This is a genomic window from Actinoplanes sp. 13, assembly GCF_056134165.1.
Window position 1 is genome coordinate 61459 of the sequence record NZ_JBVYOQ010000018.1, and the last position, 24630, is coordinate 86088.

At 70.2% G+C, this 24630-nt stretch carries 24 protein-coding genes and 1 tRNA gene; 10 read left to right on the forward strand and 15 right to left on the reverse strand.

Annotated features, from left to right (window positions below; translation table 11 throughout):
* Window positions 1-14: 14 nt before the first annotated feature.
* Window positions 15-299: a YciI family protein gene (locus AC0NH5_RS28815; RefSeq protein ID WP_474409912.1), complete on the reverse strand. Its 285-nt coding sequence runs from the start codon at window positions 297-299 to the stop codon at window positions 15-17.
* A gap of 116 nt (window positions 300-415) precedes the next feature.
* On the opposite strand from AC0NH5_RS28815, the gene AC0NH5_RS28820 reads away from it, so the two are divergent.
* Entirely contained in the window at window positions 416-877 is a 462-nt protein-coding gene (locus AC0NH5_RS28820) for a YcxB family protein (protein ID WP_474409754.1), read from the forward strand.
* On the opposite strand, the gene dcd is transcribed toward AC0NH5_RS28820, so the two are convergent.
* Window positions 874-1452 (reverse strand): dCTP deaminase, encoded by a 579-nt coding sequence (dcd, locus tag AC0NH5_RS28825; RefSeq protein WP_474409756.1) that lies wholly within the window; start codon window positions 1450-1452, stop codon window positions 874-876. The genes AC0NH5_RS28820 and dcd overlap by 4 nt on opposite strands.
* A 75-nt stretch (window positions 1453-1527) precedes the next feature.
* On the opposite strand from dcd, the gene AC0NH5_RS28830 reads away from it, so the two are divergent.
* Together AC0NH5_RS28830 and AC0NH5_RS28835 are read left to right on the forward strand one after the other, a co-directional pair.
* Window positions 1528-2034: a pyridoxamine 5'-phosphate oxidase family protein gene (locus AC0NH5_RS28830; protein ID WP_474409758.1), complete on the forward strand. Its 507-nt coding sequence runs from the start codon at window positions 1528-1530 to the stop codon at window positions 2032-2034.
* A 112-nt stretch (window positions 2035-2146) separates the two neighbouring features.
* Window positions 2147-2217 (forward strand) — tRNA-Gly (locus tag AC0NH5_RS28835).
* 326 nt (window positions 2218-2543) lie between these two features.
* Here the strand turns inward: AC0NH5_RS28835 and AC0NH5_RS28840 are convergent.
* Window positions 2544-2837 carry a hypothetical protein gene (locus AC0NH5_RS28840; protein ID WP_474409760.1) on the reverse strand — a complete coding sequence of 98 codons (294 nt, stop codon included), beginning with the start codon at window positions 2835-2837 and terminating at the stop codon, window positions 2544-2546.
* 319 nt (window positions 2838-3156) lie between these two features.
* The gene (locus tag AC0NH5_RS28845) at window positions 3157-3867 is read right to left on the reverse strand and encodes an SDR family oxidoreductase (protein ID WP_474409762.1); all 711 of its coding nucleotides are present in this window, start codon (window positions 3865-3867) and stop codon (window positions 3157-3159) included.
* A gap of 58 nt (window positions 3868-3925) precedes the next feature.
* On the opposite strand from AC0NH5_RS28845, the gene AC0NH5_RS28850 reads away from it, so the two are divergent.
* Window positions 3926-4078: a hypothetical protein gene (locus AC0NH5_RS28850; RefSeq protein ID WP_474409764.1), complete on the forward strand. Its 153-nt coding sequence runs from the start codon at window positions 3926-3928 to the stop codon at window positions 4076-4078.
* Window positions 4079-4133: 55 nt separating this feature from the next.
* Window positions 4134-5339 (forward strand): helix-turn-helix domain-containing protein, encoded by a 1206-nt coding sequence (locus AC0NH5_RS28855; RefSeq protein ID WP_474409766.1) that lies wholly within the window; start codon window positions 4134-4136, stop codon window positions 5337-5339.
* A gap of 121 nt (window positions 5340-5460) precedes the next feature.
* Here the strand turns inward: AC0NH5_RS28855 and AC0NH5_RS28860 are convergent, their stop codons facing one another.
* The 3 genes from AC0NH5_RS28860 to AC0NH5_RS28870 form a co-directional block, all read right to left on the reverse strand.
* Entirely contained in the window at window positions 5461-6300 is an 840-nt protein-coding gene (locus AC0NH5_RS28860; RefSeq protein ID WP_474409768.1) for a LamG-like jellyroll fold domain-containing protein, read from the reverse strand.
* Between the two features lie 100 nt (window positions 6301-6400).
* Window positions 6401-7441, reverse strand: coding sequence for a hemolysin family protein (locus tag AC0NH5_RS28865; RefSeq protein WP_474409769.1), 1041 nt, complete (start codon window positions 7439-7441; stop codon window positions 6401-6403).
* The gene (locus tag AC0NH5_RS28870) at window positions 7434-8768 is read right to left on the reverse strand and encodes a hemolysin family protein (RefSeq protein ID WP_474409771.1); all 1335 of its coding nucleotides are present in this window, start codon (window positions 8766-8768) and stop codon (window positions 7434-7436) included. Before AC0NH5_RS28870 ends, AC0NH5_RS28865 begins: the two co-directional genes overlap by 8 nt.
* Before the next feature lie 86 nt (window positions 8769-8854).
* Here AC0NH5_RS28870 and AC0NH5_RS28875 point away from each other — a divergent pair, with 86 nt between their 5' ends.
* Window positions 8855-9547: a GOLPH3/VPS74 family protein gene (locus tag AC0NH5_RS28875; RefSeq protein WP_474409773.1), complete on the forward strand. Its 693-nt coding sequence runs from the start codon at window positions 8855-8857 to the stop codon at window positions 9545-9547.
* Between the two features lie 50 nt (window positions 9548-9597).
* On the opposite strand, the gene AC0NH5_RS28880 is transcribed toward AC0NH5_RS28875, so the two are convergent.
* Window positions 9598-11745, reverse strand: coding sequence for a (Fe-S)-binding protein (locus AC0NH5_RS28880; RefSeq protein WP_474409775.1), 2148 nt, complete (start codon window positions 11743-11745; stop codon window positions 9598-9600).
* Between the two features lie 175 nt (window positions 11746-11920).
* Window positions 11921-12187 carry a cell division protein CrgA gene (locus AC0NH5_RS28885; protein WP_474409777.1) on the reverse strand — a complete coding sequence of 89 codons (267 nt, stop codon included), beginning with the start codon at window positions 12185-12187 and terminating at the stop codon, window positions 11921-11923.
* 198 nt (window positions 12188-12385) lie between these two features.
* Between AC0NH5_RS28885 and AC0NH5_RS28890 the strand changes: the two genes are divergently transcribed.
* Genes AC0NH5_RS28890 through AC0NH5_RS28905 form a run of 4 tightly spaced genes read left to right on the forward strand, consistent with a single transcriptional unit; the run spans window position 12386 to window position 16494 of the window.
* Entirely contained in the window at window positions 12386-13192 is an 807-nt protein-coding gene (locus tag AC0NH5_RS28890; RefSeq protein WP_474409779.1) for a DUF881 domain-containing protein, read from the forward strand.
* Entirely contained in the window at window positions 13192-15573 is a 2382-nt protein-coding gene (locus AC0NH5_RS28895; protein ID WP_474409781.1) for a class E sortase, read from the forward strand. The genes AC0NH5_RS28890 and AC0NH5_RS28895 overlap by 1 nt, the downstream gene beginning before the upstream one ends.
* Window positions 15573-15839: a hypothetical protein gene (locus AC0NH5_RS28900; RefSeq protein WP_474409783.1), complete on the forward strand. Its 267-nt coding sequence runs from the start codon at window positions 15573-15575 to the stop codon at window positions 15837-15839. Before AC0NH5_RS28895 ends, AC0NH5_RS28900 begins: the two co-directional genes overlap by 1 nt.
* Window positions 15840-15843: 4 nt before the next feature.
* Entirely contained in the window at window positions 15844-16494 is a 651-nt protein-coding gene (locus AC0NH5_RS28905; protein ID WP_474409784.1) for an aminodeoxychorismate/anthranilate synthase component II, read from the forward strand.
* A 53-nt stretch (window positions 16495-16547) separates the two neighbouring features.
* Here the strand turns inward: AC0NH5_RS28905 and pknB are convergent, their stop codons facing one another.
* The 6 genes from pknB to AC0NH5_RS28935 form a co-directional block, all read right to left on the reverse strand.
* Complete coding sequence (pknB, locus tag AC0NH5_RS28910) at window positions 16548-18335, reverse strand: Stk1 family PASTA domain-containing Ser/Thr kinase (protein ID WP_474409786.1); 1788 nt, start codon at window positions 18333-18335, stop codon at window positions 16548-16550.
* The gene (locus tag AC0NH5_RS28915) at window positions 18332-19738 is read right to left on the reverse strand and encodes a serine/threonine-protein kinase (RefSeq protein WP_474409787.1); all 1407 of its coding nucleotides are present in this window, start codon (window positions 19736-19738) and stop codon (window positions 18332-18334) included. The genes pknB and AC0NH5_RS28915 overlap by 4 nt, the downstream gene beginning before the upstream one ends.
* 1 nt (window position 19739) lies before the next feature.
* Window positions 19740-21245 carry a peptidoglycan D,D-transpeptidase FtsI family protein gene (locus AC0NH5_RS28920; protein WP_474409789.1) on the reverse strand — a complete coding sequence of 502 codons (1506 nt, stop codon included), beginning with the start codon at window positions 21243-21245 and terminating at the stop codon, window positions 19740-19742.
* On the reverse strand, window positions 21242-22699 hold the full coding sequence (locus AC0NH5_RS28925) for an FtsW/RodA/SpoVE family cell cycle protein (protein ID WP_474409913.1): 1458 nt from the start codon (window positions 22697-22699) through the stop codon (window positions 21242-21244). The genes AC0NH5_RS28920 and AC0NH5_RS28925 overlap by 4 nt, the downstream gene beginning before the upstream one ends.
* A 76-nt stretch (window positions 22700-22775) precedes the next feature.
* The gene (locus tag AC0NH5_RS28930) at window positions 22776-24146 is read right to left on the reverse strand and encodes a PP2C family protein-serine/threonine phosphatase (RefSeq protein ID WP_474409790.1); all 1371 of its coding nucleotides are present in this window, start codon (window positions 24144-24146) and stop codon (window positions 22776-22778) included.
* Window positions 24143-24625, reverse strand: a complete 483-nt coding sequence (locus AC0NH5_RS28935) for an FHA domain-containing protein FhaB/FipA (RefSeq protein WP_474409792.1) — start codon at window positions 24623-24625, stop codon at window positions 24143-24145. Before AC0NH5_RS28935 ends, AC0NH5_RS28930 begins: the two co-directional genes overlap by 4 nt.
* Window positions 24626-24630: the final 5 nt, after the last annotated feature.

A 24630-nucleotide genomic window follows, 5' to 3' on the forward strand; every position in this document is an offset into this window, starting at 1 on the left:
GGCTGCGAGGTGCGTCAGGCCGGACGGACCCGCTGGTAACCGGCGAGCGCGCCGCGGGTGATGTGCCAGCCGGTCGGGGTGTAAGCGGCCAGGCCACGCCGCACGTAAGGGTCCTCGGCGATCAGCGCCTGCGCTTCGGCCTCGGTGTCCACGTCGAGCAGGAGAACCCCGCCGTTCGGGGGATCCTGGCGGCCCGCGGTCACGCAGAAGCCGCGCCGCTCCAGATCGGCGACGAAGGCCAGATGATCCTCGCGCGCCTCGTCGACCTCGGCGAGCGGCTTCAGGTAAGTGGAAATCATGAGATACACGCCGCCATCGTAGAACCGATCGGGTGATGGGGCCCTCATCGTTGCCGACCGCGGTCGAACCGTCCGGGTAATGACGATTTGCCGGATATCGGAGCTACCTTTCAGCGGTGCAGATCCAGATCACCGCGGCCCCCGACCCGGCACTGATCGCGGCCGCCACCCGCCACAGCCTGCGCCGACCGGTTCTGATCGCCCGGCTCACCGGCTGGGCCATCCTGGCAATGGCGGCTACCGGCGAGTTCAGCGCCACCCTATTGCTGGCGGGCGTGGCGCTCGCCGTGGTGGTGCCGATGCTGCTGATCAACCACACGGCCCGCAGCACGCTGCGGACCGGCCGGACGACCACGTTCGAGATCAGCCCGGCGGGTCTGGCCAGCTCCAGCACGGAAAGCCGGCATTCGTACGCGTGGCGCGCGTTCCGCTCGGTCGAGGAGCACTCCGGGCAGCTGCTGTTCCGGCTGGGCGGTGCCCGGTTCCTGCCGGTGCCGACCGCCGGCCTGAGCGCGACCGAGATTGATCGGGTGCTGGGGCTGGCGGCGGCGGGCGGGTTACCGGTTCACCGCCGCTAGCGGGTCGCCCATGTGCGGAAGTTCTGCCAGGAGCGGCTGGCGGTGGGCCCACGCTGCCCCTGGTAACGCGAGCCGTAGACAGCAGACCCGTACGGGTGCTCGGCCGGGCTCGACAGCCGGAAGATGCACAGCTGGCCGATCTTCATCCCCGGCCAGAGCTTGATCGGCAGGTTCGCCACATTGGAGAGCTCCAGCGTGACGTGGCCGGAGAAGCCCGGGTCGATGAAGCCGGCGGTGGAGTGCGTCAGCAGGCCGAGCCGGCCCAGACTGCTCTTCCCCTCCAGGCGGGCGGCAAGCTCGTGACCAAGGGTGATCACTTCGAGCGTCGACGCGAGCACGAACTCGCCCGGATGCAACACGAACGGCTGACCGTCCTCCACCTCGACCGCGGCGGTCAGCTCATCCTGCTGCTCGGCCGGGTCGATGTGCGTGTACAGGTGGTTGTTGAACACCCGGAAGAAGCGGTCCAGCCGCACGTCGATGCTGGACGGCTGCATGAGCGTCGGCTCGAACGGCTCCAGCGAGAGGTCCCCCGATTTGATCTCGGAGACCAGGTCACGGTCGGAGAGCAGCATCGGAACACCATACCGACCTGCCCGAATCGGCGTGTTCGGTGGATGTGTCGAACGTATGTTCGATAGAATGCCCACATGGCTTCCTGGTCCGATTTCGCTGCCGCCGAGCCGCTGCTCGCCGACGGCATCCGTGCGCTCCTCCAGCAGTACGGTCCTGGCATGGGCTACCTGGCGACCATCCGTGCCGACGGCGGCCCCCGCGTGCACCCGGTCTCCCCGGTCTTCGCCGACGACAGCCTCTTCTGCTTCATCGTCGACTCCCCGAAACGCCGCGACCTCGACCGCGACGGGCGATACGCGTTGCACGCCTACCCGCCGGAGGACAACGACGACGAAGCCTGCATCACCGGCCACGCCGTCCCGATCCGCGACCCGCTCACGGTCACCCGCCTGGCCGGCGCCCTGCACGCCTCACCCGACGTCGACTGGCAGCTCTACGAACTGACCGTCGAGACCGCGATGCTGCGCCGGCACGGGCCGGCGGGGGCGCTTCCGCTGGCGGCGAGTCCGTTCACGCCGGCCTACGCGCAGACTTGGCAGGCGCCGCGCAACTTAAGGCCGGCGCTGGCGGTCGCCAGCTGAGGGCGGAGACGTAGCGGCATCGTGCCGGGCCGTCGGTCGGCACGATGTCGTTGCTTGGGGTGCGGGGCGGTCCCGCCATGCGGCCGGGGAATCAGGTACAGTGGGGCCGCTTGCGGGTGTAGTTCAATGGCAGAACATCAGCTTCCCAAGCTGACAGTGCGGGTTCGATTCCCGTCACCCGCTCATCCCGAAGTCCCCATGTCCGCAAAGAGCGCGGACGTGGGGACTTCGCCATCTCCGCCTGGGGGCCGAGCCCCCAGACCCCACGGTGCGGTGGTTCGTCCCCGCGCGCCGGGAACGCCTGTTCGTCGGTCGTTCGCCTCCGGCGGAGGACCCGCCGGGGCGCTTCCCGATCCCACCGGTTCCCGGGCTGCGGCGCTCAGCTGATTCCTTCGTCAGTCTCAGGCGTCGTCGACCGGGAGTGTGGCCCAGTTGAAGACGATTGGTTGGGGTGACGTTAGGAGTGGTCTATCTGGGGCATAACGGCACCTCACCTCCTGCTGTATGCCCTATCGGCGAGGAGTGGCCGGATCGACATCGCTGGTCTTGACCAGACGCCAGTGCCTCGGCAACAGCCGTTGTGCCTCGCTGAGGAAGAAATCCCGGTCAGCTTGTCGGGTGAACCGGAAGGTCACCTCCTGCCCGCTCTTTCGCCAGTCGCCCTCTCCCGTACCGCCCCAGGCAATCTGCTTGTACTTGCCTGATTCGCAGTGCTGGCACAGCGCGCGAAGCATGTGCAACACGGCGACATCGGTTGTCATGACGGTGGTACTGAACCTGCAGGCCGCGTGATGAACTCCCATCAAGCGCCTCCTTGACGATCGAGCTTGCGGAGATCGGAAGTACGTACGCTGCCGGACGCGATCCCCCGATATCAAGCACCTCTGGTTGATTCTCGGCTCGAGAGGTCGGCGAAGTCGCGACGTCCCGCCGCTTTCCGCGCGAGGTGGGGCCCCTGGACTTTCGCAGACCTCGATCAAGCAGCCACTGAGTTGAGGGGGCGGAACGCCATGTCGAGATCTGCGTCCAGCGCCGCTGCCAGGCAGGCCGACAGTGGCACGGTCGGGGGCCGGCGACCCGACGGCGCGGCGATCTGCTCGGCCGTCTGCGCGGGAGGTGGGCTCAGCCGAAGAGGGCGGCGGGGATGTCGGCGTAGAAGAGGGCGGGATCGCGGGAGAGCGACGCCTTGACGTTGGCGGTGGGCTTGTCGGCGATCACTTCGAGCTCGCCCGCTTCCAGGCCGTCGAGGGCCTTGGCGACCACCTCGTGCGGTGGGAGCTTCGGGATGTCGAAGGCGGCCATCATGTCGGTGTCGGCGATGGCCAGGGCCAGGGCGGTGACCTGGGTCTTCTGGTCGGCCAGCTCGAGCCTGATGCCGTTGGTGAGAGACCATTCCGCGGCTTTGGAGGCGGCGTAGCCGTTGCTGGCGGGCGCGAAGGCGTACCAGCTCAACGCTGAGATCACGTTGAGAATGGCGCCGCCGGCAAGTCTGGGGGCGAAGGCGCGGGTGACGTTGAGGGTACCCCAGAAGTTGGTGTCCAACTCGCGTCGGATGTTGTCCGTGGAGGGCCCGAGCAGGGGCGCGTCCGTGGAGATGCCGGCGTTGTTGACCAGGAGATCAAGGTCGCCCACCTCGGCCGCCGCGGCGTCGATGGAAGCCTGGTCGGTGATGTCCAGGTGGAGGGGAACGACGCCGGGGATGTTGATGCGTTCGGGGCGGCGGGCGGTGGCGTAGACGGTGGTGGCGCCGCGGGCGAGGAGGACCTCGGCGAAGGCTTTGCCGAGCCCGCGGTTGGCGCCTGTTACGAGGGCTTTCGTGCCGTTGATCTGCATGCCGCCACGCTAGAACCTCACGTTGGTGTCAGAGGCAAGTATTGCGAGGTGGGTCACTGTGCGGGTCAGGGAAACGCGTGGCCGGATGTTCCGGGGCGTCGAGCAGGCTGATTGGCGGGCGAAGGCCGAGCGCGGCCTCGAACTGCTCGACACCAGGGAGGCGCGGCAGTTGCTCTGGCGGCATCGGAGCAACGTGGACGGATTCAACTGAAGCGCTGGTACAAGGTTGCACCACTGACAGTGGTGGCGGCGCTACGGTCGGGTCCATGAGCTCACGACGAAGCGTCGACCCGGCGGTGGGGGAACGAATCCGCGCCCGCCGGCTGCTCAGAGGGTGGAGTGTCCGCTACGCCGCCAGCAGGGCCGGGATCTCGCATGCCACCTGGAGCCGGATCGAACGGGGGCTGCAGGCGGCCGACAACCGGTTCATGCTGGCCGACATCGCGGGCGCGCTGGAGTGCGGGCCGGGTGAGCTGGTGGGGACCGAGGTGCCCGCCCACGATCGCGGGACGGCGGCGGCCCGGGCCGGTGTGCTCGGGCTGCGCCAGGCGCTGGTCGACATCGATCTGACCGAGCCGTCGGATCGGCCGGCGCCGTCGATGGCGGCCCTTCGGGACAGCGTTGCGCTGGTCGAAACGCTCTATGCGGCGTGTGATTATGCGGGCGCCGCCCGGGTGCTGCCGGAGGTGCTGCGTGATCTGCACACCGAGACGGCGGGTCCGGATCATGACGAGGCGCTGCGGCTGCTCTGTGACGCGACTTCCAACGCCTCCACGGTGTTGCGCAACCTCGGGCATCCGGCGGACGCCTGGCTGGCCGCGCAGCGGTGCCGGGACGCGGCGGAGATGGCCGGTGACCCGGTGCTGCGGGGGCACGCGGCGTACGCGATGTCCAGGGCGGCCACCGCCTGTGGTTCGTACCAGCGGGGGCAGACCCTCGCCGAGCGGGCCGTGGACGACCTGACCGGGCACCTCGGCCGGCCCGGCGGTCCGGAGGTGCTCGGCTCGCTGTATCTGGTGGCCGCGCTGGCCAGCCGCAGCCGGCAGCGGCTCGACGACAGCCGGGCCTGGCTCGACGAGGCCGCCGGGCTGGCCCGCAGCACCGGGGAGACGGACACGATGGGCCTGTTCTTCGGCCCCACCAACGTGGACATCTGGCGGATGAGCATCGAGGTCGACGACGGTGACCCCCTCCACGTCGTGGAGATCGCCCGGCGCACCGATCCGGCGGCTGTCCCGGCCGGCGTCCGGCAGGTCTTCTACTACGCCGACACAGCCCGCGCCCTGACCCGCATCGGCGGACGGGACCGGGAGGCGATCCGCTTCCTGCTCACTGCGGAACGCATCGCCCCGCAGCATGTGCGCACGTCAGCCGAGATCGCGGAGACGGTCCGGGTCCTGCTCGACCGCTCCCGGCGTCAGGCGGGGGGCACGGCGCTGCGCGGCCTCTGCACCCGGATGCAGGTCGGCTGACGGTCGCTTCACCCCAACTTCTTCGGGGGTACGACCGGAGCACGGTCACCGAACTCGGTCATGACGAGGGAGAGCTCGCCGTGAGGTCCGGCGGCCTGGTCGGCGACTCTTCGCCTCGGCTTCACCCGCCGATGCTGATGAAGACGTCGTCGATCGCGCCGGCGAACTGGTCGTTTCGTTCGCCGGGGCCCTTGCCGCCGACCCGCAGCGGCTCGGCGTTGGCGATCGAGAGCATCGGGGGGACGGGCACCGAGGCGCCCGGCACCCCGTCGACGACCATGGTGAGACGGTTCGGCGTGCGGCGGCACTCGAGGTCGTGCCAGGTGCCGTCGGCGACGTCGATCAGCGGCTCGGCGCGGTAGATGCGCGCCCGCTGCCCGGCGATGACACAGCTCGGATGGCCCAGCCGGTGGTCGACCTGGAGCTTGAACTGGCTCACCCCGCCGACCGAATATCCCTTCTGGACCACGTTGGCGCCGTCGGCGAGGTCGCCGTGGGTCATCAGGATCGAGGCGCCGTACCGCAGCGGCCGGCGGCCGGGGTTGAGGTCGTCGTCGCGGAAGCCTTCGAGGATCGCGCGGGGGCAGTCGCGTTCGCGGGGCAGGGTGCATCGGTGCGGGTAGGCGACGGCGAGGCCGCCGCGCTGTCGTACGAGCCGGAGCGTCCCGCCGTTCTGCCCCAGCGGCCGGAGCGGGTGCCGCCCGGTGACGTCCGCGATCGGGCGGCTCACACCGTTGTCGAACGTGTACCGGACGGTCAGCGGTGCGACTGCCACCCGGATGCGGCCGGGTGGTGGTGGCTCCGAGAAGGCGGCTACCGGATTCAGCACTCCCGCGGCCGGCGGGGTGCTCGATGCGGAGGGGGTGCGCACCGCGTCGGCGGGAGCCGGGCTGATCAGGAGCAGAGCGAGGGCTGCTGACAGGGCGCCGAAGGTGACAGCGCGCCGCCGAGTGGGAAGCATGGGGATATTGTCCGGATTACCACGGGATGACCCAAATGAAACTCCGAGGCCTGCCGGATGCACCCGTAAGTGTTCGACCGAAACACCGAAGCCGAACGGATCAGCGCGTCCGGGTCACCGCCTGCGCCGCCCCTGCGGGTTCACCGACCACGGCGTGCAGCACGTCGTCCAAAGTGATCACGCCGAGCGGCCGCCGCCCGTCGCTGACCAGCACGATGTGCAGCCGGTCACGGCGCATGGTGAGCAGCAGGTCGGCCAGGCTCCGCTCCGGGGCCACCACCGCGAGCGGCCGGATCACCTCGGCCGGGATGGGCAGACGGCGCTGCGTCGCCGCGTACCCCAAGATGTCCTTGATGTGCACGAAGCCCAGCACCCGGCGGGTGTCCCGCTGGACCACCGGGAAGCGCGAGCGGCCGCTGCGGGTGGCCACCGCCTCCAGGGTCGCCGGGGAGACGTCCGCGGCCACCGTCGTCACCCGGGACCAGGGCAGCAGCGTGTCGGCGGCGGTGCGGTTGTTGAGCCCGAGCGCGGCGTGGATCCGGGCGTACTGCTCCGAGCCGAGCAGTCCCTCGCTGCGCGCCTGCGTGACCATCCCGGCCAGCTCCTCGGCGGTGAACACCGTCTTCACCGCGTCGGTGGTCTCGATGTTCCACAGCTTGAGGATGTGCCGGGACGCCCACCGCATGGCGGTCAGCAGCGGCTTGGTCGCGGTGCAGAACGCCAGCATGAACGGGCCGAGGAACAGTGCCGAGCGCTCCGGGCCGGCCAGCGTGATGTTCTTCGGCACCATCTCGCCGATCACGGTGTGCAGGAACGTCACGATCACCAGCGCCACCACGAACGCGACCGGGTGCACCGCGTTCTCCGGCAGTCCGGTGGCCGCGAACGGGCCCTCCAGCAGGTGCGCCACGGTGGGCTCGGCGAGCGCGCCGAGGACCAGGGTGCAGATCGTGATGCCGAGCTGCGCGCCGGCGATCATCAGCGGGATCTGACTCATCGCGGAGAGCGCCCAGCGGGCCGCCTGCGAGGTCTCGGCGAGCGGCTCCAGGGCGGTGCGCCGGGACGCGATCAGGGCGAACTCGCCGCCGACGAACAGCCCGTTGCCGACCAGCAGCACCGCGACCATCAGCAACTCAGTCATCGGCGGTCTCCGGCGGAGCGACCACCCGGACCTGCTCGATGCGGTGCCGGTCCACCTCCATCACGGTGAACTCCCAGCCGTGCTCCTCGAGCGACTCACCGACCACTGGAATGTGGCCGAGGCGGGCGAGCAGAAAGCCGGCCAGCGTCTCGTACGGCCCCTCGGGCAGCTGGAACGCGGTCTGCTCGAGCAGTTCGTCCTCGCGCAGCAGGCCGTCGACCAGGAAGGTCTTCTCGCCGCCGGGGGCGGTCAGCTCCTGGCTGGCGGTCTCGTCCAGGTCGGTGTCGTGCTCGTCGGCGATCTCACCGACCAGCTCCTCGATCAGGTCCTCGACCGTCACGACACCGTCGGTCCCGCCGTACTCGTCGACCACGATGGCCAGGTCGGCGTCGGCGGCGCGCAGAGCGGCCAGCACCTTGTCGAGGCCGAGGCTCTCCGGCACATAGACCGGCTCGCGGGCGAGCGTGGAGACCCGGGTCGCGGCCCGCCGCTCGGGCGGCACCCCGAGCGCCTCGTTCACCCCGATCACTCCGGTCACCACGTCGAGCGTGTTCTCGTACACCGGGAAGCGGGTGTGCCCGGTCTCCCGCGCCACCGTGATCAGGTCCGCGACGCTGGCGGTGGTTTTGAGGCCGACCACGTCGACGCGCGGGGTCATCGCCTTGGCCGCCCGTTTCTCGCCGAAGCGGATGGTGCGGCGCAGCAGCGTCGCGGTCTCGGTGGGCAGGGCGCCGGCCCGGGCGCTGATCGCCGCGAGAAGGCCCAGCTCCTCCGGCGAGCGGGCGCTGGCCAGTTCCTCCTGCGGCTCGATGCCGAGGCGCCGGACCAGCCAGTTGGCGGTCCCGTTGAGCGCGGCGATCAGCCATTTGAAGAGGGTGGAGAACCCGCGCAGCGGCGCGGCGGTGAGCAACGCCACTCGCATCGGCCGGGCCAGCGCGGCGTTCTTCGGCACCAGCTCGCCGAAGAGCATCGACAGCAGGGTGGCGACGACCAGCGCACACACGTGGGTGACGGTCCCGGTGGCCGGTCCGGCGATCGGCTCGACCACCGGCGTGAACAGCTCGGAGAGCGCCGGCTCGGCCAGATAGCCGGTGAGCAGTGCGGTGACCGTGATGCCCAGCTGCGCGCCCGAGAGCTGGAACGAGAGGGCCTGCAGGGCGTCACGCACCGTCCGGGCGCGGCGGTCACCCCCGATCGCCCGTTGCTCGATCTCCACCCGGTCGACCGTGACCAGCCCGAACTCGGCGGCCACAAAGAACGCGTTGCCACCCGTGAGCAGCACGAAAGCCAGCAGCGGGAGCACCGCGGTCAGGAACAGGCCGTCCATGATCGCTTCACCTCGGCCATCATTCTGCCGGATCCGGGCCGGTCGGCACTAACCGTGTCGATGACGAGTGGCTCTACCGTCAGGGTATGAACCTGCTGGAAGAGTTCGCCCTCCTGGCGCACGACGAGCGTGGGGCACGGATCGTCGACACGACGCGGATCGACAACGCGCTGGGTGGCGCGGTTCTGATGGAGCTCGCGCTCACCGAGCGGATCGACATCGCGGACGAAAAGGTCGTGCTGCTCGACCCGCAGGCGCTCGGTGATCCGGTGCTGGACGAGGCACTGACCAGGATCGGCGACGAACCCCGCCCGCGGAAGCCGGGACACTGGGTGGGCAAGTTCGCCAAGGGCATCCGCACCGCGACCCTGGACCGGCTGGTCGAGGCCGAGGTGCTCCAGGTGGAGCGGAGCAAGGTGCTGGGCGTCTTCCCGAGGAGCCGGTTCCCGTCGGCATACGGGACGGAGCCGGTGCCGCGCGCCGAGGCCCGGCAGCGGATGGCGGCCGCCATCCAGCGCGAGGGGACGGTCGAGCCGCGTACCGGTGCGCTCTGTGCCCTGGTCTCGGCCACCGGGATGGAACGCAAGCTCTTCCCCGACCTGGACCGCAAGCTGCTCAAGGCGCGGCTCAAGGAGATCAGCGAGGGTGACTGGGCGGCCGCCGCGGTGCGCAGGACGATCCAGGACGTGCAGGCCGCGATGGTTGTCGTCATCGCCGCCGGTGGTGGCGACGGCAGCGGGGGTGGCGGCGACGGCGGAGGCGGGGGCGGCGGGTCCTGAGCAGGCCGGTGGCCGGTCGCGAGGGCGACCGGCCACCTGGCTGACGAAACTCAGACGTCCTGCTTGAGCGACCGCAGCAGCACGGTCGCGACGTCCACGACCTCGACCTCTTCCTGCTTGCCCTTGCCGGTCACCCCGTCGCCGATCATCGTGTAGCAGAACGGGCAGCCCACGGCGATCGTCTTCGCGCCGGTCGCGAGGGCCTCCTCGGTGCGCTCGACGTTGATCCGCTTGCCGATCCGCTCCTCCATCCACATCCGGGCGCCGCCCGCGCCGCAGCAGAAGGAACGCTCGGAGTTGCGCGGCATCTCGACCAGGTTGGCGGACTCTCCCAGCACCTCGCGGGGCGCGTCGAAGACCCGGTTGTGCCGGCCCAGGTAACAGGGGTCGTGGTAGGTCACGTCGCCCTCGATCGGCTGGACCGGCGTGAGCTTGCCCTGCTTGACGAGATGGGCAAGCAGCTGGGTGTGGTGCACCACCTCGACCTTCAGGCCGAGCTGCTCGTACTCGTTGCCGAGGGTGTTGAAGCAATGCGGGCAGGTCGCCACGATCTTCTTGGTCGTGTTCTCCCCGAGCGCCTCGGTCAGCGTCTCGACGTTCTGCTGGGCCAGCATCTGGAAGATGAACTCGTTGCCGATGCGGCGGGCCGGGTCACCGGTGCAGGTCTCGCCCTCGCCGAGGATCGCGTAGTTGACCCCGGCCTCGTGCAGCAGCGTGGCCACCGCCCGGGTGGTCTTCTTGGCCCGGTCCTCGAACGCGCCGGCGCAGCCGACCCAGAAGAGGTACTCGAAGTCCTCGACCTCGCCGACCCGGGGCACCTCGAAGTCGAGGCCCTTGGTCCAGTCCTCCCGGGTGTTCTGCGGCGCGCCCCACGGGTTGCCCTTGTTCTCCAGGTTGCGCAGCATCACGCCGGCCTCGGACGGGAAGCTCGACTCGATCAGCACCTGGTAGCGGCGCATGTCGACGATGTGGTCGATGTGCTCGATGTCCACCGGGCACTGCTCGACGCAGGCGCCGCAGGTGGTGCAGGACCAGAGCACGTCCGGGTCGATGATGCCGTTCTCCTCGGCACCACCGATCAGCGGCCGGTTGCCCTCCGCCAGCGCCAGGACGTCCATGTGGGCGAGCTGGGCCTCGGTGGCCTTCTCCTCACCCATCAGGTCCTTGCCACCGCCGGCCAGGAGATAAGGAGCTTTGGCGTACGCGTGGTCGCGCAACGACAGCACGAGCAGTTTCGGTGACAGTGGCTTCGCGGTGTTCCACGCCGGGCACTGCGACTGGCAGCGGCCGCACTCGGTGCAGGTGGAGAAGTCGAGCAGGCCCTTCCAGGTGAACTGCTCGACCTGGTTGACGCCGAACTGGTCCTTCTCCGGGTCGGCCTCCTCGAAGTCGAGCGGCTTGCCCTCGCTCATCATCGGTTTCAATGCGCCCAGGCCGGAGCCGGCCGGCTTCTCCGGGTTGCGTTTGAAATAGATGTTGAAGAACGCCAGGAAGCGGTGCCAGGCCACGCCCATCGTCGGGTGCAGCGAGATGGTGATCAGCCACGCCATCGAGATGAAGATTTTGATGAGAGCGGCCCAGGTGGCGCCGTCCTCCCAGGCCGGCAGCACCGAGCCGACCGCGTGGCTGAGCGGGGTGGCCCAGACCGGGTACTCGAAGTGGTCGGTGGCGACCTTGAACCCGCGGATCAGGAAGCCGAAGATCAGCACGCCGACGATGACGGCCTCGACGAAGTACGCCTGCCACATGGTCGAGCCGAGGAACCGGCTCCGCTTCTTGCTGCCCGGCTTGTCCCGCTGCCGGCGGTAGATCAGGTAGAGGATGCCGATCAGGCCCAGGATGCCGAACCACTCGGTGACCAGGCCGAAGATCGTCCAGTGCCCGATGATCGGCAGGCCGAGGTCCGGGTCGACGACCTCGAAATACGCCTCGAGCACCAGCAGCGAGAGGACGACGAACGACACCATCACGAACCAGTGGGCCGCGCCGATGACGCTCCACTTGAACATCCTGGTGTGACCGACGGTCTCCACCAGCATGGTCCTGGTCCGGGTCTTCGGGTCGGTGAACCGGGCCGGCTCCGGCTGCCCCTGACGGATCACCGCGGTGATCGTCATGACGGCCCGGACGGCCAGGTAGACGGCCACCACGGTGACCGCCGCCGCTAAGACGGTGGCGACTATCTGCGCGATGCCCATCAGCGTTGTGCCTCCTCGGTCCGGCGGTGCGCCAGCCCCATGTTACCCACGAGTAATGGACGAGCGCGCGTCACAGGTCAAGGAGAGCGCACTCAGGCGAAAGCGCACCCCACGCAGGACGGGGGTGCGCTCACTTTCGATGATTCTCACGCGTCCGCGGCAGCGGACGCGGTCGTCAACGCCAGCGGGAAAGAAGGCCCAACGAGGCCACCATGCAGCCGAAGCCGACCGCGAGGTTCCAGTACTGCCAGCTCTCGACCGGCCACTGCTGGGACGAGAGGTAATAGACGACCAGCCAGGCGATGCCGATGACGATCAGGGCCACCGCGGTGGCCGGCAACCAGACCGGACTCGGCTTCCTGGACGCGGCCGCCTTCACCGCCGGGCTGATGTCCGACGGCGGGGTGTAGACCTTCTTCTTGCGAACCTGAGACTTCGGCACGGTGCTCTCCTGAGGGCAACAAGTGGTGAACAACCCACCGCTGAGCGGCTCCGGGATCCCCGAATGCTGCCCGTGGCGAATACTGTTCGACAGCTAGCGTAGTCAAGTCGAAGCGAAGACAGGCACCCGCCGGGGCAGGAAAATACCTCGGCGTCTGTCTTGGAGGGGTTCTCGGTGGTCTTTCAAGGGGGAGGCGACGTGGAGGACGGTGCCCGGGGAGCCTCCTGGCGGCTGGCGCTGCGCCGGGCCGCGCGTGGCCTCCGGCCACGGCGTGACCAGCGCAGATCGATCTGGTCAGCGGGGGTTCCGCTGATCGCCCTGGCGGCGGGCCTGCTGTTCACCACCTCCGCGACGACCGCCGACGGTACGGCCTTGCGCGACGACCGCCGCCCCCAGCTTGCGCAACTGATCGCGGAGAAACGAGAACGTCTCGCCGCCAGCGAGCGGCGCGCCGCCGGCCTGCTGGCCGACGTGGACGAGGAGACCGCCCGGCTGGCCGAGGTCGACGAACCCGTCGGCACCGCCCGGCGCAACGCGGACGCGATGCGCGAGCCGGCCGGCTTCACCGCGCTGCACGGTCCCGGCATGACTGTCACTCTCAACGACTCACCACGACGGGGTACGGATTTCGGCGACAACGCCCCGGACAATGACGATCTCGTGGTGCACCAGGGCGACGTCCAGGCGGTCGTGAACGCCCTCTGGGCCGGTGGGGCGGAGGCTATGACGATCATGGATATCCGGGTGATCTCCACGAGCGCGGTACGCTGTGTCGGCAACACGCTGCTCCTTCACGGCCAGGTCTTCTCACCGCCCTTCAAGATCACCGCGATCGGCGAACCCACAACGATGCGTCAAGCGTTGGAGTCGTCAGTGGGAGTCAGGCAGTTCCGGGAGGCCGTCGCCGACTTCGGGCTCGGTTACACGGAAAAGGTGGAGAACAACGTGACAGTGCGGGCGTACGACGGATCGACCGACCTCCGATCGGCGCAGGCTGCCCGGTGATGGTTCCTCCCGAGCACCCCGCCGGCACGCCTGGAAAAGGCCGCCACCGCGCTCCCGACGGCGACGCGCAGACCGCTTACATCCCGCGGATCACCGACGCCTCCCCGGACGGCGTGCCGGGTGGCCCGCTCGCACCCCCGGTCGGGCTGGGCGGCAACGTCGACCCGCGACCGGCCCGCCCGCTGGTGACGCCCCCGGCTCAATCCGGCGGCAGCGCCGGCCGGCAGCCGGTTCACCCGCTCGTGGCACCCACGGCCGGGCTCAGCGCCAACGCCGACCCGCAACCGGTCCACCCGCTCGCGGCACCCACGGCCGGGCTCAGCGCCAACGCCGACCCGCAACCGGTCCACCCGCTCGCGGCACCCACGGCCGGGCTCGGCCTCACCGCTGACGCGCAGTCGGGCCGGCCGCCGGCGGCGCTCGGCCTGGACGACATCAGCGCCGCTGCCGCTGCGGCCCGGCGCCGCTCGATCGGGATGCCCGCGTCCGGCGCCGCAGGAGCGCCGCTGCCGGGCGAAAACGGCTCGGGGGCAGCTCCGGACACCTCCGCGCCTCCGCGGGGCGCAGCCGCCCACTCCGAGCCGGTCGCCCCGCACAGCGGTGGCGGCTGGCAGGGCAGTTCGGCCACCGCTCCACCGGCGACCGCGCAGATCGGCGCCGGATGGCCGGCCTCGCCGCCCGGCGGACGACGGCGTGCGCCCGAGGAGACGCCGGCCTGGCCGACCGCCACGCGGCACAGCACCTCGGCCCATCCGGGAGCGGCCGGCGCGCCGGCCGGCGGATCCGGCTGGGAGGCGGCCGCCACACCCGCCGCCATGCCGCGCGGGTGGAACGCCGCCGCCCCCGCAGCGTCCGGTCCGGTGCCCGTTGCACCCGCAGCGTCCGGCCCGGTGCCCGCCGCCCCGGACCGCACCGACAGCAGCACCACGGCCTGGCTCCCGACCGCCAGCCCGGGCCGGCCGGCAGCCGCCCCGCCACCGAATGCCTGGGAGACTCCGGCTCCTCCGGCGGCGCCCGGCCCCTGGACCGCGCCGGCTCCGCCCGCGGCACCGAACCCCTGGGCGGGCAGCCCGGCCGCGGCGCCGGCCCCCTGGGCCGCCCCGGCGGGGAATCCGGCCGGGCACCCCGTCGGGCCGCACCCGGCCGGCACGGCGAACCCAGTTGCTCCGCCCGCTCCCCCTGCGGCGCCGATCCCGTGGCCGGCCACCCCCGGCAGCCCCGGAGCGGTGGCTCCCGGCAACCTTCTGGGCACGCCTGTTCCCGGCATCCCAGCGGGCACGCCGGCCCCCGGCAATCTCGTGGGCACGCCGGCCCCCGGCATTCCCGCGGGCCCGGTCCCCGGCGGTCCGGCGAATCGGGACCCCAGTCCGACTGCTGTCATCCGTACCATCGACGCTCCCACCGGATTGCTCCCCGCCCTGCCGCCGGGATCCCCGCTGCCCGGCAAACTCGCCCCACTCCCGCCGGGCGGGGCCGCGCAGGCCGCCCGCGACGCAGCCCGCCCCGATGTGGCGCTCGGCGCCGCCTCCGTCTCCGCCACCACCCCCGCCGTCCGTCCCGGCGGACCGGATGCCGCGCCGAAGGACGACGAGTCCGCGGCGCCCGAGCCGAAGCGCGGCGAACGCGTCGTCAAGCTGCGGCCGGAGCAGACCGACGAGGGGTACAAGAGCGTCTACTCCGAGCTGACCCGCCCGACCCTGGGCTCCCGGATCCGCACCGGCATCCGGGCCTCCGGCGAGGTGATGATCACCTTCGGTCTGGTGGTGCTGCTGTTCGCCGGCTATCAGGTCTTCGGGAACTCCGCCGAGGTGGACGCCGAGCAGGACAACCTGACGCAGGAGCTGGACCAGGCCTGGGCCGACCCGACGGTGGCGCCGCCCTCCAGCAACGTCAAGGCGCCCAAGGCCCCCAAGGACAGCCTGGTCGGCCGCCTCTACATCCCGAAGTTCGACAAGAAGTGGGTGGTCGTCAACGGCGTGCAGCCGGACGACATCCGGTACGCCCCTGGTCACTACCCGGAGACCGCGAAGCCCGGTGAGATCGGCAACTTCTCGGTGGCCGGCCACCGGGTCCGGAAGATCTTCTGGCGGCTCGACGAGATGAAGAACGGCGACGTGATCGGCGTGGAGACGCGCGACAACTGGTACGTCTACCAGGTCTACAAGTCCGAGATCGTCAAGCCGCACCAGGTCGAGGTGGTCGCGCCGGTGCCGGGCCGGCCGAAGGCGAAACCGACCAAGGCGCTGCTCACACTGACCACCTGCAACCCGAAGTTCAACAACTACGAGCGGCTGATCGTGCACGCCGAGCTGGTCCAGACGGTGCCGCGCGATCCGACAGTGGCCGACGCCGGCATGCCGGCGGAGATCAAGGCGGACTGATGTACGCATGGATCTGGCACAAGCTCCCGGGCAACCTCTGGAGCAAGGTGTCCCTCTCGCTCGTGCTGGTCTCCACGGTCGGCGCGCTGCTCTGGTACGTGATCTTCCCGTGGGCCACGCCCCTGCTGCCGTTCGACGACGTGCAGGTCGAGGCGGGCACCGGGCAGACCGACTCGGATGCCGGCATTCCCGGCGACGAGGGCGCGCCCGACGAGATCCCGTACAGCACCGAGACCAACCAGTCCGAGCCCAGCCCCAGCAGGTGATGACGTGCGCATTCTCGTGATCGACAACTACGACTCGTTCGTTTTCAACCTGGTCCAGTACCTCGGCCAGCTCGGCGCGCAGTGCGAGGTCCGGCGCAACGACGAGATCTCGGTCGCCGACGTGGCCGGGTTCGGCGCGGCCGGCATCCTGCTCTCCCCCGGCCCCGGCGAACCGACCCGCGCCGGGATCATGATGGACGTGATCAAGGAGTACGCCGGGAAGATCCCGATGTTCGGCGTCTGCCTCGGCCACCAGGCGATCGGCGCCGCGTTCGGGGCCACCGTGGACCGCGCCCCGGAGCTGCTGCACGGCAAGACCTCCGACGTGCAGCACAAGGGCGAAGGTGTGCTGGCCGGGCTGCCGGATCCGTTCACCGCCACCCGGTACCACTCGCTCGCCGTGCGGCCCGAGACACTGCCGGCCGAGATCGAGGTGACCGGGCGCACCGAGTCGGGCGTGGTGATGGCGATGCGGCACCGCGAGCTGCCGATCGAGGGTGTGCAGTTCCACCCGGAGTCGGTGCTCACCGAGGGCGGGCACACCATGCTGGCGAACTGGCTGGCCTCGTGCGGCCTGCCGTCGGCGCTGGACAAGGCCCCGGCGCTCGCCGCCGAGGTTGAGGCCCGCCGCCGGTCGGCGTTCGCCACCGTCTGAGCCCGGACATCAAAAAAGGCCGGTCGCCCGGCCTTTTTGATGAGCCCTGCCGGCTAGCCCTGGTCGGTGCCGCCGATGATGCCGGTCCCGGTGCCCGTGCCGGTCCCGTCCTCCGACGGTGATCCGCTCGGGTCCGGCTCGGCGTCGACCTGCACCACGTTGATCGTCACCGTGCTGGTCTTCTCGACCTTCTTGCCGCCCTTGGGATCCTGGGAGGCGACGGATCCGGGGTCACCGCCCTCGGTCACCGTCTTGACGTCGACGTTGAGACCCTCCTGCGCGAGCAGCGCCTCGGCGACCTCCTGCGACTTGCCGGTCACGTCCGGCACGATCACCTGGCTGTTGTCGGAGACCCGCACCGTGATCTCGGTGCCCGGGTCGACCTTCTTGCCGGCGCTCTCGACCGAGATCACTTCGCCCTTGGGCTTGTCGGAGGCGACCTCGCGGATCACCGGATCGAGACCGATGCTCTGCAGCGCGGTCTCGGCAGCGGCCTGGTTGCCGCCGACCAGCCCGCGGGGCACCTCGACCGGCTTGGGGGCGTTGCAGATCCGGTAGGTGACGGCCTGGTTCGGCTCGACCGCGGTGCCGGCTTCCGGGCTCTGCCGGTCGACAGTGTTGTTGCAGTCCTTGTCGACCCGCGGCTCCTGCGCCTGCACGTTCGTCAACTTCGCGCCGGCGATCTCGGCCTGCACCTCGTCGACGTTCATCCCGACCAGGTTCGGCATCTGGATCGTCGTCGGGGCGGCGGTGTTGTCGCCGGGATCGTCGTCCTGATTGCTCAACGCCAGCGCGACACCGAGCACGACCACCACCAGGAAACTGAGCCCGGCCAGCACGGCCATCACCCAGGAGGACTTGCCCTCCGGTTTGCCGGGCTGCCCGACGCCCGCCGGGACGGGCCGCTGCAGAGTGGTCGCGGCCTGCGGCTGCCACTGCTGCCCGGTCATCGCCACGGTCTCCGCCTGGCTCATCACCGGGGTGGCCATCACCGGACGGCCGGAGACCGCGCGCAAGGCGTCGGCACGCATCTCCTGAGCGCTCTGGTATCGATTGAGCGGGTTCTTGGCGAGCGCTTTCAGCACGATCGCGTCGATGTCCGCGGGGACCTCGCGGTTGATCGTGCTCGGCGTGCGCGGGTCCTCACGGACGTGCTGGTACGCCACGCTGACCGGGCTGTCGCCGACGAACGGCGGGTGGCCGACGACCAGCTCGAACAGGACACAACCGGCCGCGTACACATCGGAGCGGGCGTCGACCGACTCGCCGCGGGCCTGCTCGGGCGACAGATATTGGGCCGTGCCGATCACCGCGCTGGTCTGCGTCATGGTGGTGGCGCCGCTGGCCAGGGCCCGGGCGATGCCGAAGTCCATCACCTTGACCTGGCCGTTCTGCGTGATCATCACGTTGCCGGGCTTGATGTCCCGGTGGATGATCCCGTGCCGGTGACTGAACTCCAGCGCGGCGCAGATGTCGGCGATCATCTCCAGCGCCCGGCGCGGCTGGATGCGCTGCTCCTGCGCCAGGACTTCCTTGAGGGTCCGCCCGTTGACGAACTCCATCACGATGAACGGGAGCTTCTCGCCGGTCGCCGAGATCTCTTCGCCGGTGTCGTAGACGGCGACGATCGCCGGGTGGTTGAGGGCGGCGGAGTTCTGTGCCTCACGCCGGAACCGCTCCTGGAACGTGGCGTCGCGGGCCAGGTCGGTGCGCAGCATCTTGATCGCCACGTCACGGCCCAGGCGCAGGTCGCGTCCGCGATGCACCTCGGCCATGCCGCCGTAACCGAGCAGCTCGCCGACCTGGTACCTGCCACCGAGCAGGCGGGCCTGCGCCGTCATAACGTCTGTCGTCCTTCGTTCGGTCGGATCCAGCCGAGCTGGGCATCGGCCTTAGTAAGACGGTACGACGCCACCAACACTGGGTCAGCGACCACGCCCGAGCGGAGGATAGCCGCAGAGCTGCTGTGATAGCCCAGCGTGATGCCTGCGGCGGTGGCGCCGTTGCCATGTCGTAACAGGAAAGAGATGACCCCGGCGCAGAGCAGGACGAGCAGCGCCAGCACGACGGCCAGCACCACGAGGACCTGACGGCCGAAGGAACTCTCCGGTTTGGCACCCGGCGCCACCTGTGGTTGGTACGCGTTCACCGGCGGTGCCGACTGTGGTCGGTATGCCGGTGACATGGGCGGCGAGGAACTGGGCGGCGACGAGCTGGGCACGGAGGCCGCGCCGCGGGCGCCGGAGACCGGGCGCGGCACCGAGGCACGGGCCGCGGCGCCGGACTGCGGCCGGGCCGGGGCCGGGCTGGTCGGGTGCGCCGCCCGGGCCTGCTGCTGGGCCGGCTTCGGCGGCTGGTGCTGAGGCGCCGGCTGGTGCGGTTTCGGCTGGTGCTGGGCGTGCGGCACCGGTTGCTGCGCCGCCGTGGTCAGCGAGGACGCCGCCTGACGGGCGACCGTCGCCATCGCCGAGGCGCTCGGCCATCGGGCCGCCGGGTCCTTCGACATGGCACGTTCCACAATGGCGCGCACGGCGGGCGGGATGTCGCCGGGCAGCGGCCGCGGGGTCTCCCGGACGTGCTTCATGGCGATCTCGATCGGGGTGGCCCCGTCGAACGGCCGGTGACCGGAGAGGCACTGATAGGCGACCACGCCGAGGGCGTACACATCGGAGGCGGAGGTGGCGACGTCGCCGGCGGCCTGCTCGGGAGAAATGTACGAGGCGGTGCCGAGCACTGCGCCGGCGACGGTGAGCTGCCCGACGAGCGCGGAACGGGCGATGCCGAAGTCCGTCAGGACCAGGGTGCCGTTGGGTCGTACCAGAAGGTTGCCCGGTTTGACGTCGCGGTGCACGATGCCGTTGGCGTGCGCCGCCTGGAGCGCGTCGGCGGCCTGCGCGACCAGCGCCATGGTCCGCGCCGGCGTCAGCCGGCCCACCCGGCTCAGCGTCCGGGAGAGCGCGTCGCCCTCCACGTACTCCATCACGAGGAAGGCGATCTGCTGGTCGCTGCCGTAGTCGTAGACGTCCACGACGCCCGGGTGGTTGATGGTGGCCATGGTGCGCGCCTCGCCACGGAACCGCTCGGCGAAGCCGGGCTCGTCGAGGAGCGCCGGCAGCAGGATCTTGACAGCGACCGTCCGGCCCAGCACCTCGTCGGTGCCGCGCCAGACATCCCCCATGCCACCGCCGGCGATCCGCTCCTCCAAGCGGTACCGCCCACCGAGCGTGACCCCCGGGCGGATCATGTCAGTCCCCTCCCTGGCCCGCGGCGGCCTTCATGATTCGCCCGGCGATCCGGGCCGCCTCGGCGCTGGGGCTGCCGCTACCGGGCACGTTCTCCAGCATGACGCACACCGCGGAGACCGCCTCACCCTTGGCGTTGAACGCGAAGCCGATGAACCAGCCGTGGTTGTTCGCGCCCTCCGCGTTCTGGGCCGTGCCGGTCTTGCCGCCGATCTCGAACTCGTCGTCGAAGTTCGCGTTCCGGCCGGTGCCGCCCTCGACGACACTGACCATCATCTCCTTGAGCTTCGCCGCGACGTCGGCCTTGATCGGCGAACGCAGCGTCTCCGGCTCGGCCGTGTAGAGGGTCCGCCGGTCCGGGCCGAGAAGTTTCTGCACGAAGTACGGACGTCGCTGCTCCCCGCCGTTGGCCACCGTGGCGGCGATCAGCGCACCCTGCAACGGCGTCATCCGGACGTCCCGCTGACCGAGCGAGGACTGGGCGAGCGCGGCGGTGTCGACGCTGCCGTCCGGGTTCGTGATGCTCCCCGTCCGGCTGGCCGCGACCGACAGGCCGTCGCCGCTCTCCAGGTTGCCGACCTTGAGTGCCTCGTCCTCGAAGCCGAACGCCTGCGCGGTCTGCTTGACCTTGTCCGCGCCGAGCGCCACCCCGAGCCGGGAGAAACCGGTGTTGCAGCTGGTCCGCAACGCGTTCTTCAGGGTGATCCGGCTGCTCGGGCAGACCTCCTCGCCGGAGTTGCGGATCGTCGCGCCGCCTTCGCGATAGACGGCGCCTGCCTCGATCTCGGTGTCCAGGTCGTACCCGTTCTGCAGGGCCGCAGCCGAGACGATCACCTTGAACACCGAGCCGGGCGGCTGCGTCGCGGCCACCGCGCGGTTCAGCAGCGGCTGGTCCTTCTCGCCGTTCAGCTGGTCGTACGCCTTCTTGGCGGCCGCCTGGTCGTGGGTGACCAGCGGGTTCGGGTTGAAGCTCGGCATCGACACCATCGCCTGGATGGCACCGGTCCGCGGATCGATGGCGACCGCGGCACCCCGTTTCGCCCCGCGCTCGTTGTTGGTCATCTGCTTCCAGGCGACCTCCTGAGCCCGCGCGTTCAGCGAGAGCAGCACATTGCCGCCGGTGGTCTCCTCGCCGGTGAACATCTGGCTGATCCGGTCGGCAAGAAGCTTGTCGCTCTGACCGGAGAGGAAGTCGTTCTCGGTCGCCTCGATGCCGACGGCGCCGAGACCGACCGGTTTGTACCCGAGGACCGGCGCGTAGATCTCCTTCTGCGGATAGACGCGCAGGTACTTCAGGCTGTCGCTGGTCTCCTTGTTCTCGGCGAGCGCCTCGCCGTTCACCTCGATCACGCCACGCGGCCGCTCGTACTCGGCGATCATGACGCGGTCGTTGTGGACGTTGGTGCGGTACTCGTCGGCCTTGTACGCCTGGATCCAGTTCAGGTTGGCGAAGATCAGGCCGAACAGGACGAGGAGGACCACGCCGGAGCGGCGGAGGGGTGCGTTCACGGCTTGATCACCTCCGTCATGGCGCCGTGCAACTGGGTGGGTGCCTTCTTGGGACCGGCCCGGTCCGGGCTGCCGCCGGCGGCTGCCGGGCGGCGGGCCGCGTCCGAGATCCGCAGGAGCATCGCGACCAGCAGCCAGTTGGCCATCAGCGAGGAACCACCGGCGGAGAGGAACGGGGTGGTCTGACCGGTCAGCGGGATGAGGCCGGTGATGCCACCGAGGATGACGAAGACCTGCAGGCCGAGCGTGAAGGCCAGGCCGCCGGCGACGAGCTTGCCGAACGAGTCGCGCACCGCAAGCGCCGCGCGCAGGCCCCGCTCCACGATCAGCAGGTAGAGGACCAGCAGGGCGGAGAGGCCGAAGAGGCCGATCTCCTCGCCGAGCCCGGCGAAGATGAAGTCGGTGCGCACCTCGGGCACCTCGCCCGGTGAGCCGGCGCCCGGGCCGCTGCCGAACAGGCCGCCCGTGCCGAGCCCGAGCAGACCCTGGACCAGCTGATAACTGCCGCCGATCCGGTTGTAGTTCTCCTCGTCGAACGGGTTGAGCCAGACCTCGGCCCGGTCGTAGAAGTTCGCGAACGGACCGCCCACCGAGGCGCCCAGCAGGTACGCCACGTAGACGCCGCCGAAGAACAGCAGCAGACCGATGATCAGCCAGCTGGCCCGCTCGGTGGCGACGTACAGGGTCACCACGAACAGCCCGAAGTAGAGCAGGGCGGTGCCGAGGTCCTTCTCGAAGACGAGGATCAGGAGGCTGAACAGCCACACCGTGATGACCGGGCCCAGGTCCCGGCCGCGCGGGAAGTCGATGCCCAGGAAGCGGTGGCTGGCCAGCGACAGCACCTCGCGCTTGCGGACCAGGTAGTACGCGAAGAACGAGACCAGGGCCAGCTTGGCGAACTCACCGGGCTGGATCGAGACGCCGCCGAACCGGATCCACAGCTTCGCGCCGTTCACCTCGGAGATGCTGGCCGGCAGGACCGCCGGGATCATCATCAGCACGATGCCGGCAAGGCCCAGCGTGTACGCGTACCGCGAGACGATCTTGTGGTCCCGGACCACCAGGAGCAGCACCGCGGCCAGGATCAGGGAGAGCAGCGTCCAGGCCAGCTGCCGTCCACCGGTGTCGGCGAAGATGCCGGGGATCGGCTTCTCCTGAGCGATCGCCCGGGCCAGGTCGAGACGGCGCAGGAAACCGACGCCGATCCCGTTGAGCAGGGCCACCGCGGGCAGCAGCACCGGGTCGGAGAAGGGCGCGGCGAACCGCACCACCACGTGCAGCCCCAGGAAGATCAGGCTGAGCAGCGCGGCCGGCACCCAGAAGTTGGGTTGCAGCGACTCGAACTGGTGCAGCTCCACCGTGGCGCTGAACATCAGCACGATCAGCATGGCGAACCCGAGAAGGCCGAGTTCGGCGTTACGGCGTGTCTTCCATCCCGTCGGGATACGCGACATCTCGCCCGTGGAGGCGGGCGTCGGAGCCGGTACGGCGGGCGCGGTCAAGAAAGATCCCCAGACGTGTAGGCCGTGCTCAGTTGACGGTCCGGCACGCGACCGGCTCCCCACCGGTCTGCGCGCCCGCGGACGGTTGGGCGGTCGCGCCCTGGCTCGGGGCGCCCGAAGCAGGCGTCACCGGAGTGTTCGACGCGGCGGGGGACGGCGTGGTTCCCGCCGGTGCGCAGACCGGCTTCAGGTTCGGGTTCGGGTTCGACGGTTCCTCGCTGGTCAGATCGGCGAGGACGTTCTTGGCGTCGGCCTGGTTGTCGGCCTGGATGCCCTGCTTGACGCGGTCCTGAGCAACGGTGGTCAGGTCGTCGAGCCGGACCGCGCTGGTCTCGCTCACCGTGGACAGGTCCAGCCCGGCGATCTCACCCGGGACGCCGCGGAAGATGGCGATCTGCCCGGCCTCGGTGGCGCCCACGTAGTACTGGTCCTGGGTGTACTGCCAGCCCGCCCAAAGGCCACCGCCGAGCACCCCGAGCAGCAGGAGCACCAGCAACGTGGTCCGCACCGGGTGCCCCGCGGGCTCCGGTTCATACCCGTTCGCGGGCTCCGGCTGGGCCGGTCGCGGCGGCGGCTGCTTGAGCGCCGACGCCCGGGCCGCCGGGGTGGAGCTGTCGGCGACCGTGGTGTTGCCCCGGTCCAGCGAGGCCGCCCCGCCGACGATCGGCGACTGCTCGACGATGTCGTCTATCGCGTCCGCGATGACCACCGTGATGTTGTCCGGCCCGCCGCCGCGCAGCGCGAGCTGCACCAGCCGCTCGACGCACGCCTTCGGGTCGGTGAGCTCCCGCATGGTCTGCGCGATCGTCTCCGCGCTCACCACACCGGACAGGCCGTCGCTGCAGATCAGGTAACGGTCGCCCTTGAGCACCTGGCGGACGGAGTACTCCGGGTCGATGTCCCGCCCGTCCAGCGCCCGGGTGAGCAGCGAGCGCTGCGGGTGGCTGCTGGCCTCCTCCGGACTGACCCGGCCCTCGTCGACCAGCATCTGGACGTAGGTGTCGTCCTTGGTGATCTGCGAGAACTCGTTGTTGCGCAGAAGGTAGGCCCGGGAGTCGCCGATGTGCACCATGCCGAACTTGCTGCCCGAGAAGAGCACCGCGGTCAGCGTGGTGCCCATCCCCTCGAGCTGCGGGTTCGCGTCGACGGTGTCCCGCAGCTGCTGGTTGGCCGTCCCGACGGCGTGCCGCAGGGCGTCGACCATCGCGTCACCGGGGACGTCGTCGTCGAGTGGCGCCATGGCGGCGATGACGATGTTGGACGCGACGTCACCGGCGGCCATGCCGCCCATGCCGTCCGCGACAGCAAGAAGCCGCGGCCCGGCGTAGACGGAGTCCTGGTTCAGGTCTCGGATCAGACCGCGGTCGCTCTGAGCGGCATAGCGCAGGGTCAGGGTCATGGCCGTAACTCGAGAGAAGTGCGCCCGATCCGGATCGGAACGCCAAGGGGGACGGGAGTGGGTCCGGAGACCTTACCGCGATCAAGATAGGTGCCGTTGGTCGAGCCGAGGTCCTCCACGAACCATTGGCCGTCCCGCGGCACCAGACGGGCGTGCCGGGCGGACGCGAAGTCGTCGGTGATAACGAGCGTCGAATCCTCGGCCCGACCGATCGTGATCGGAGCTTCACCAAGAGTGATCCGGGTGCCGGCCAGCTGACCGGCGGTCACGACCAGCTGCCGCGCCGCCTTACCGCGCTTCGCCTTCGCCGGCCGGCCCTGAAGCACCGCACCACCCACCCCCCGAGGGCTGGCAACGATGCTCTTGGACCGGACGCCGGAGAAGAGATCCCGGCGGATCACCCCGACCACCGTGAACACGAAGATCCACAGCAGGATCAGGAATCCGAACCGGGCGACGGTGAGGACGAATTCGGGCAAGGTCG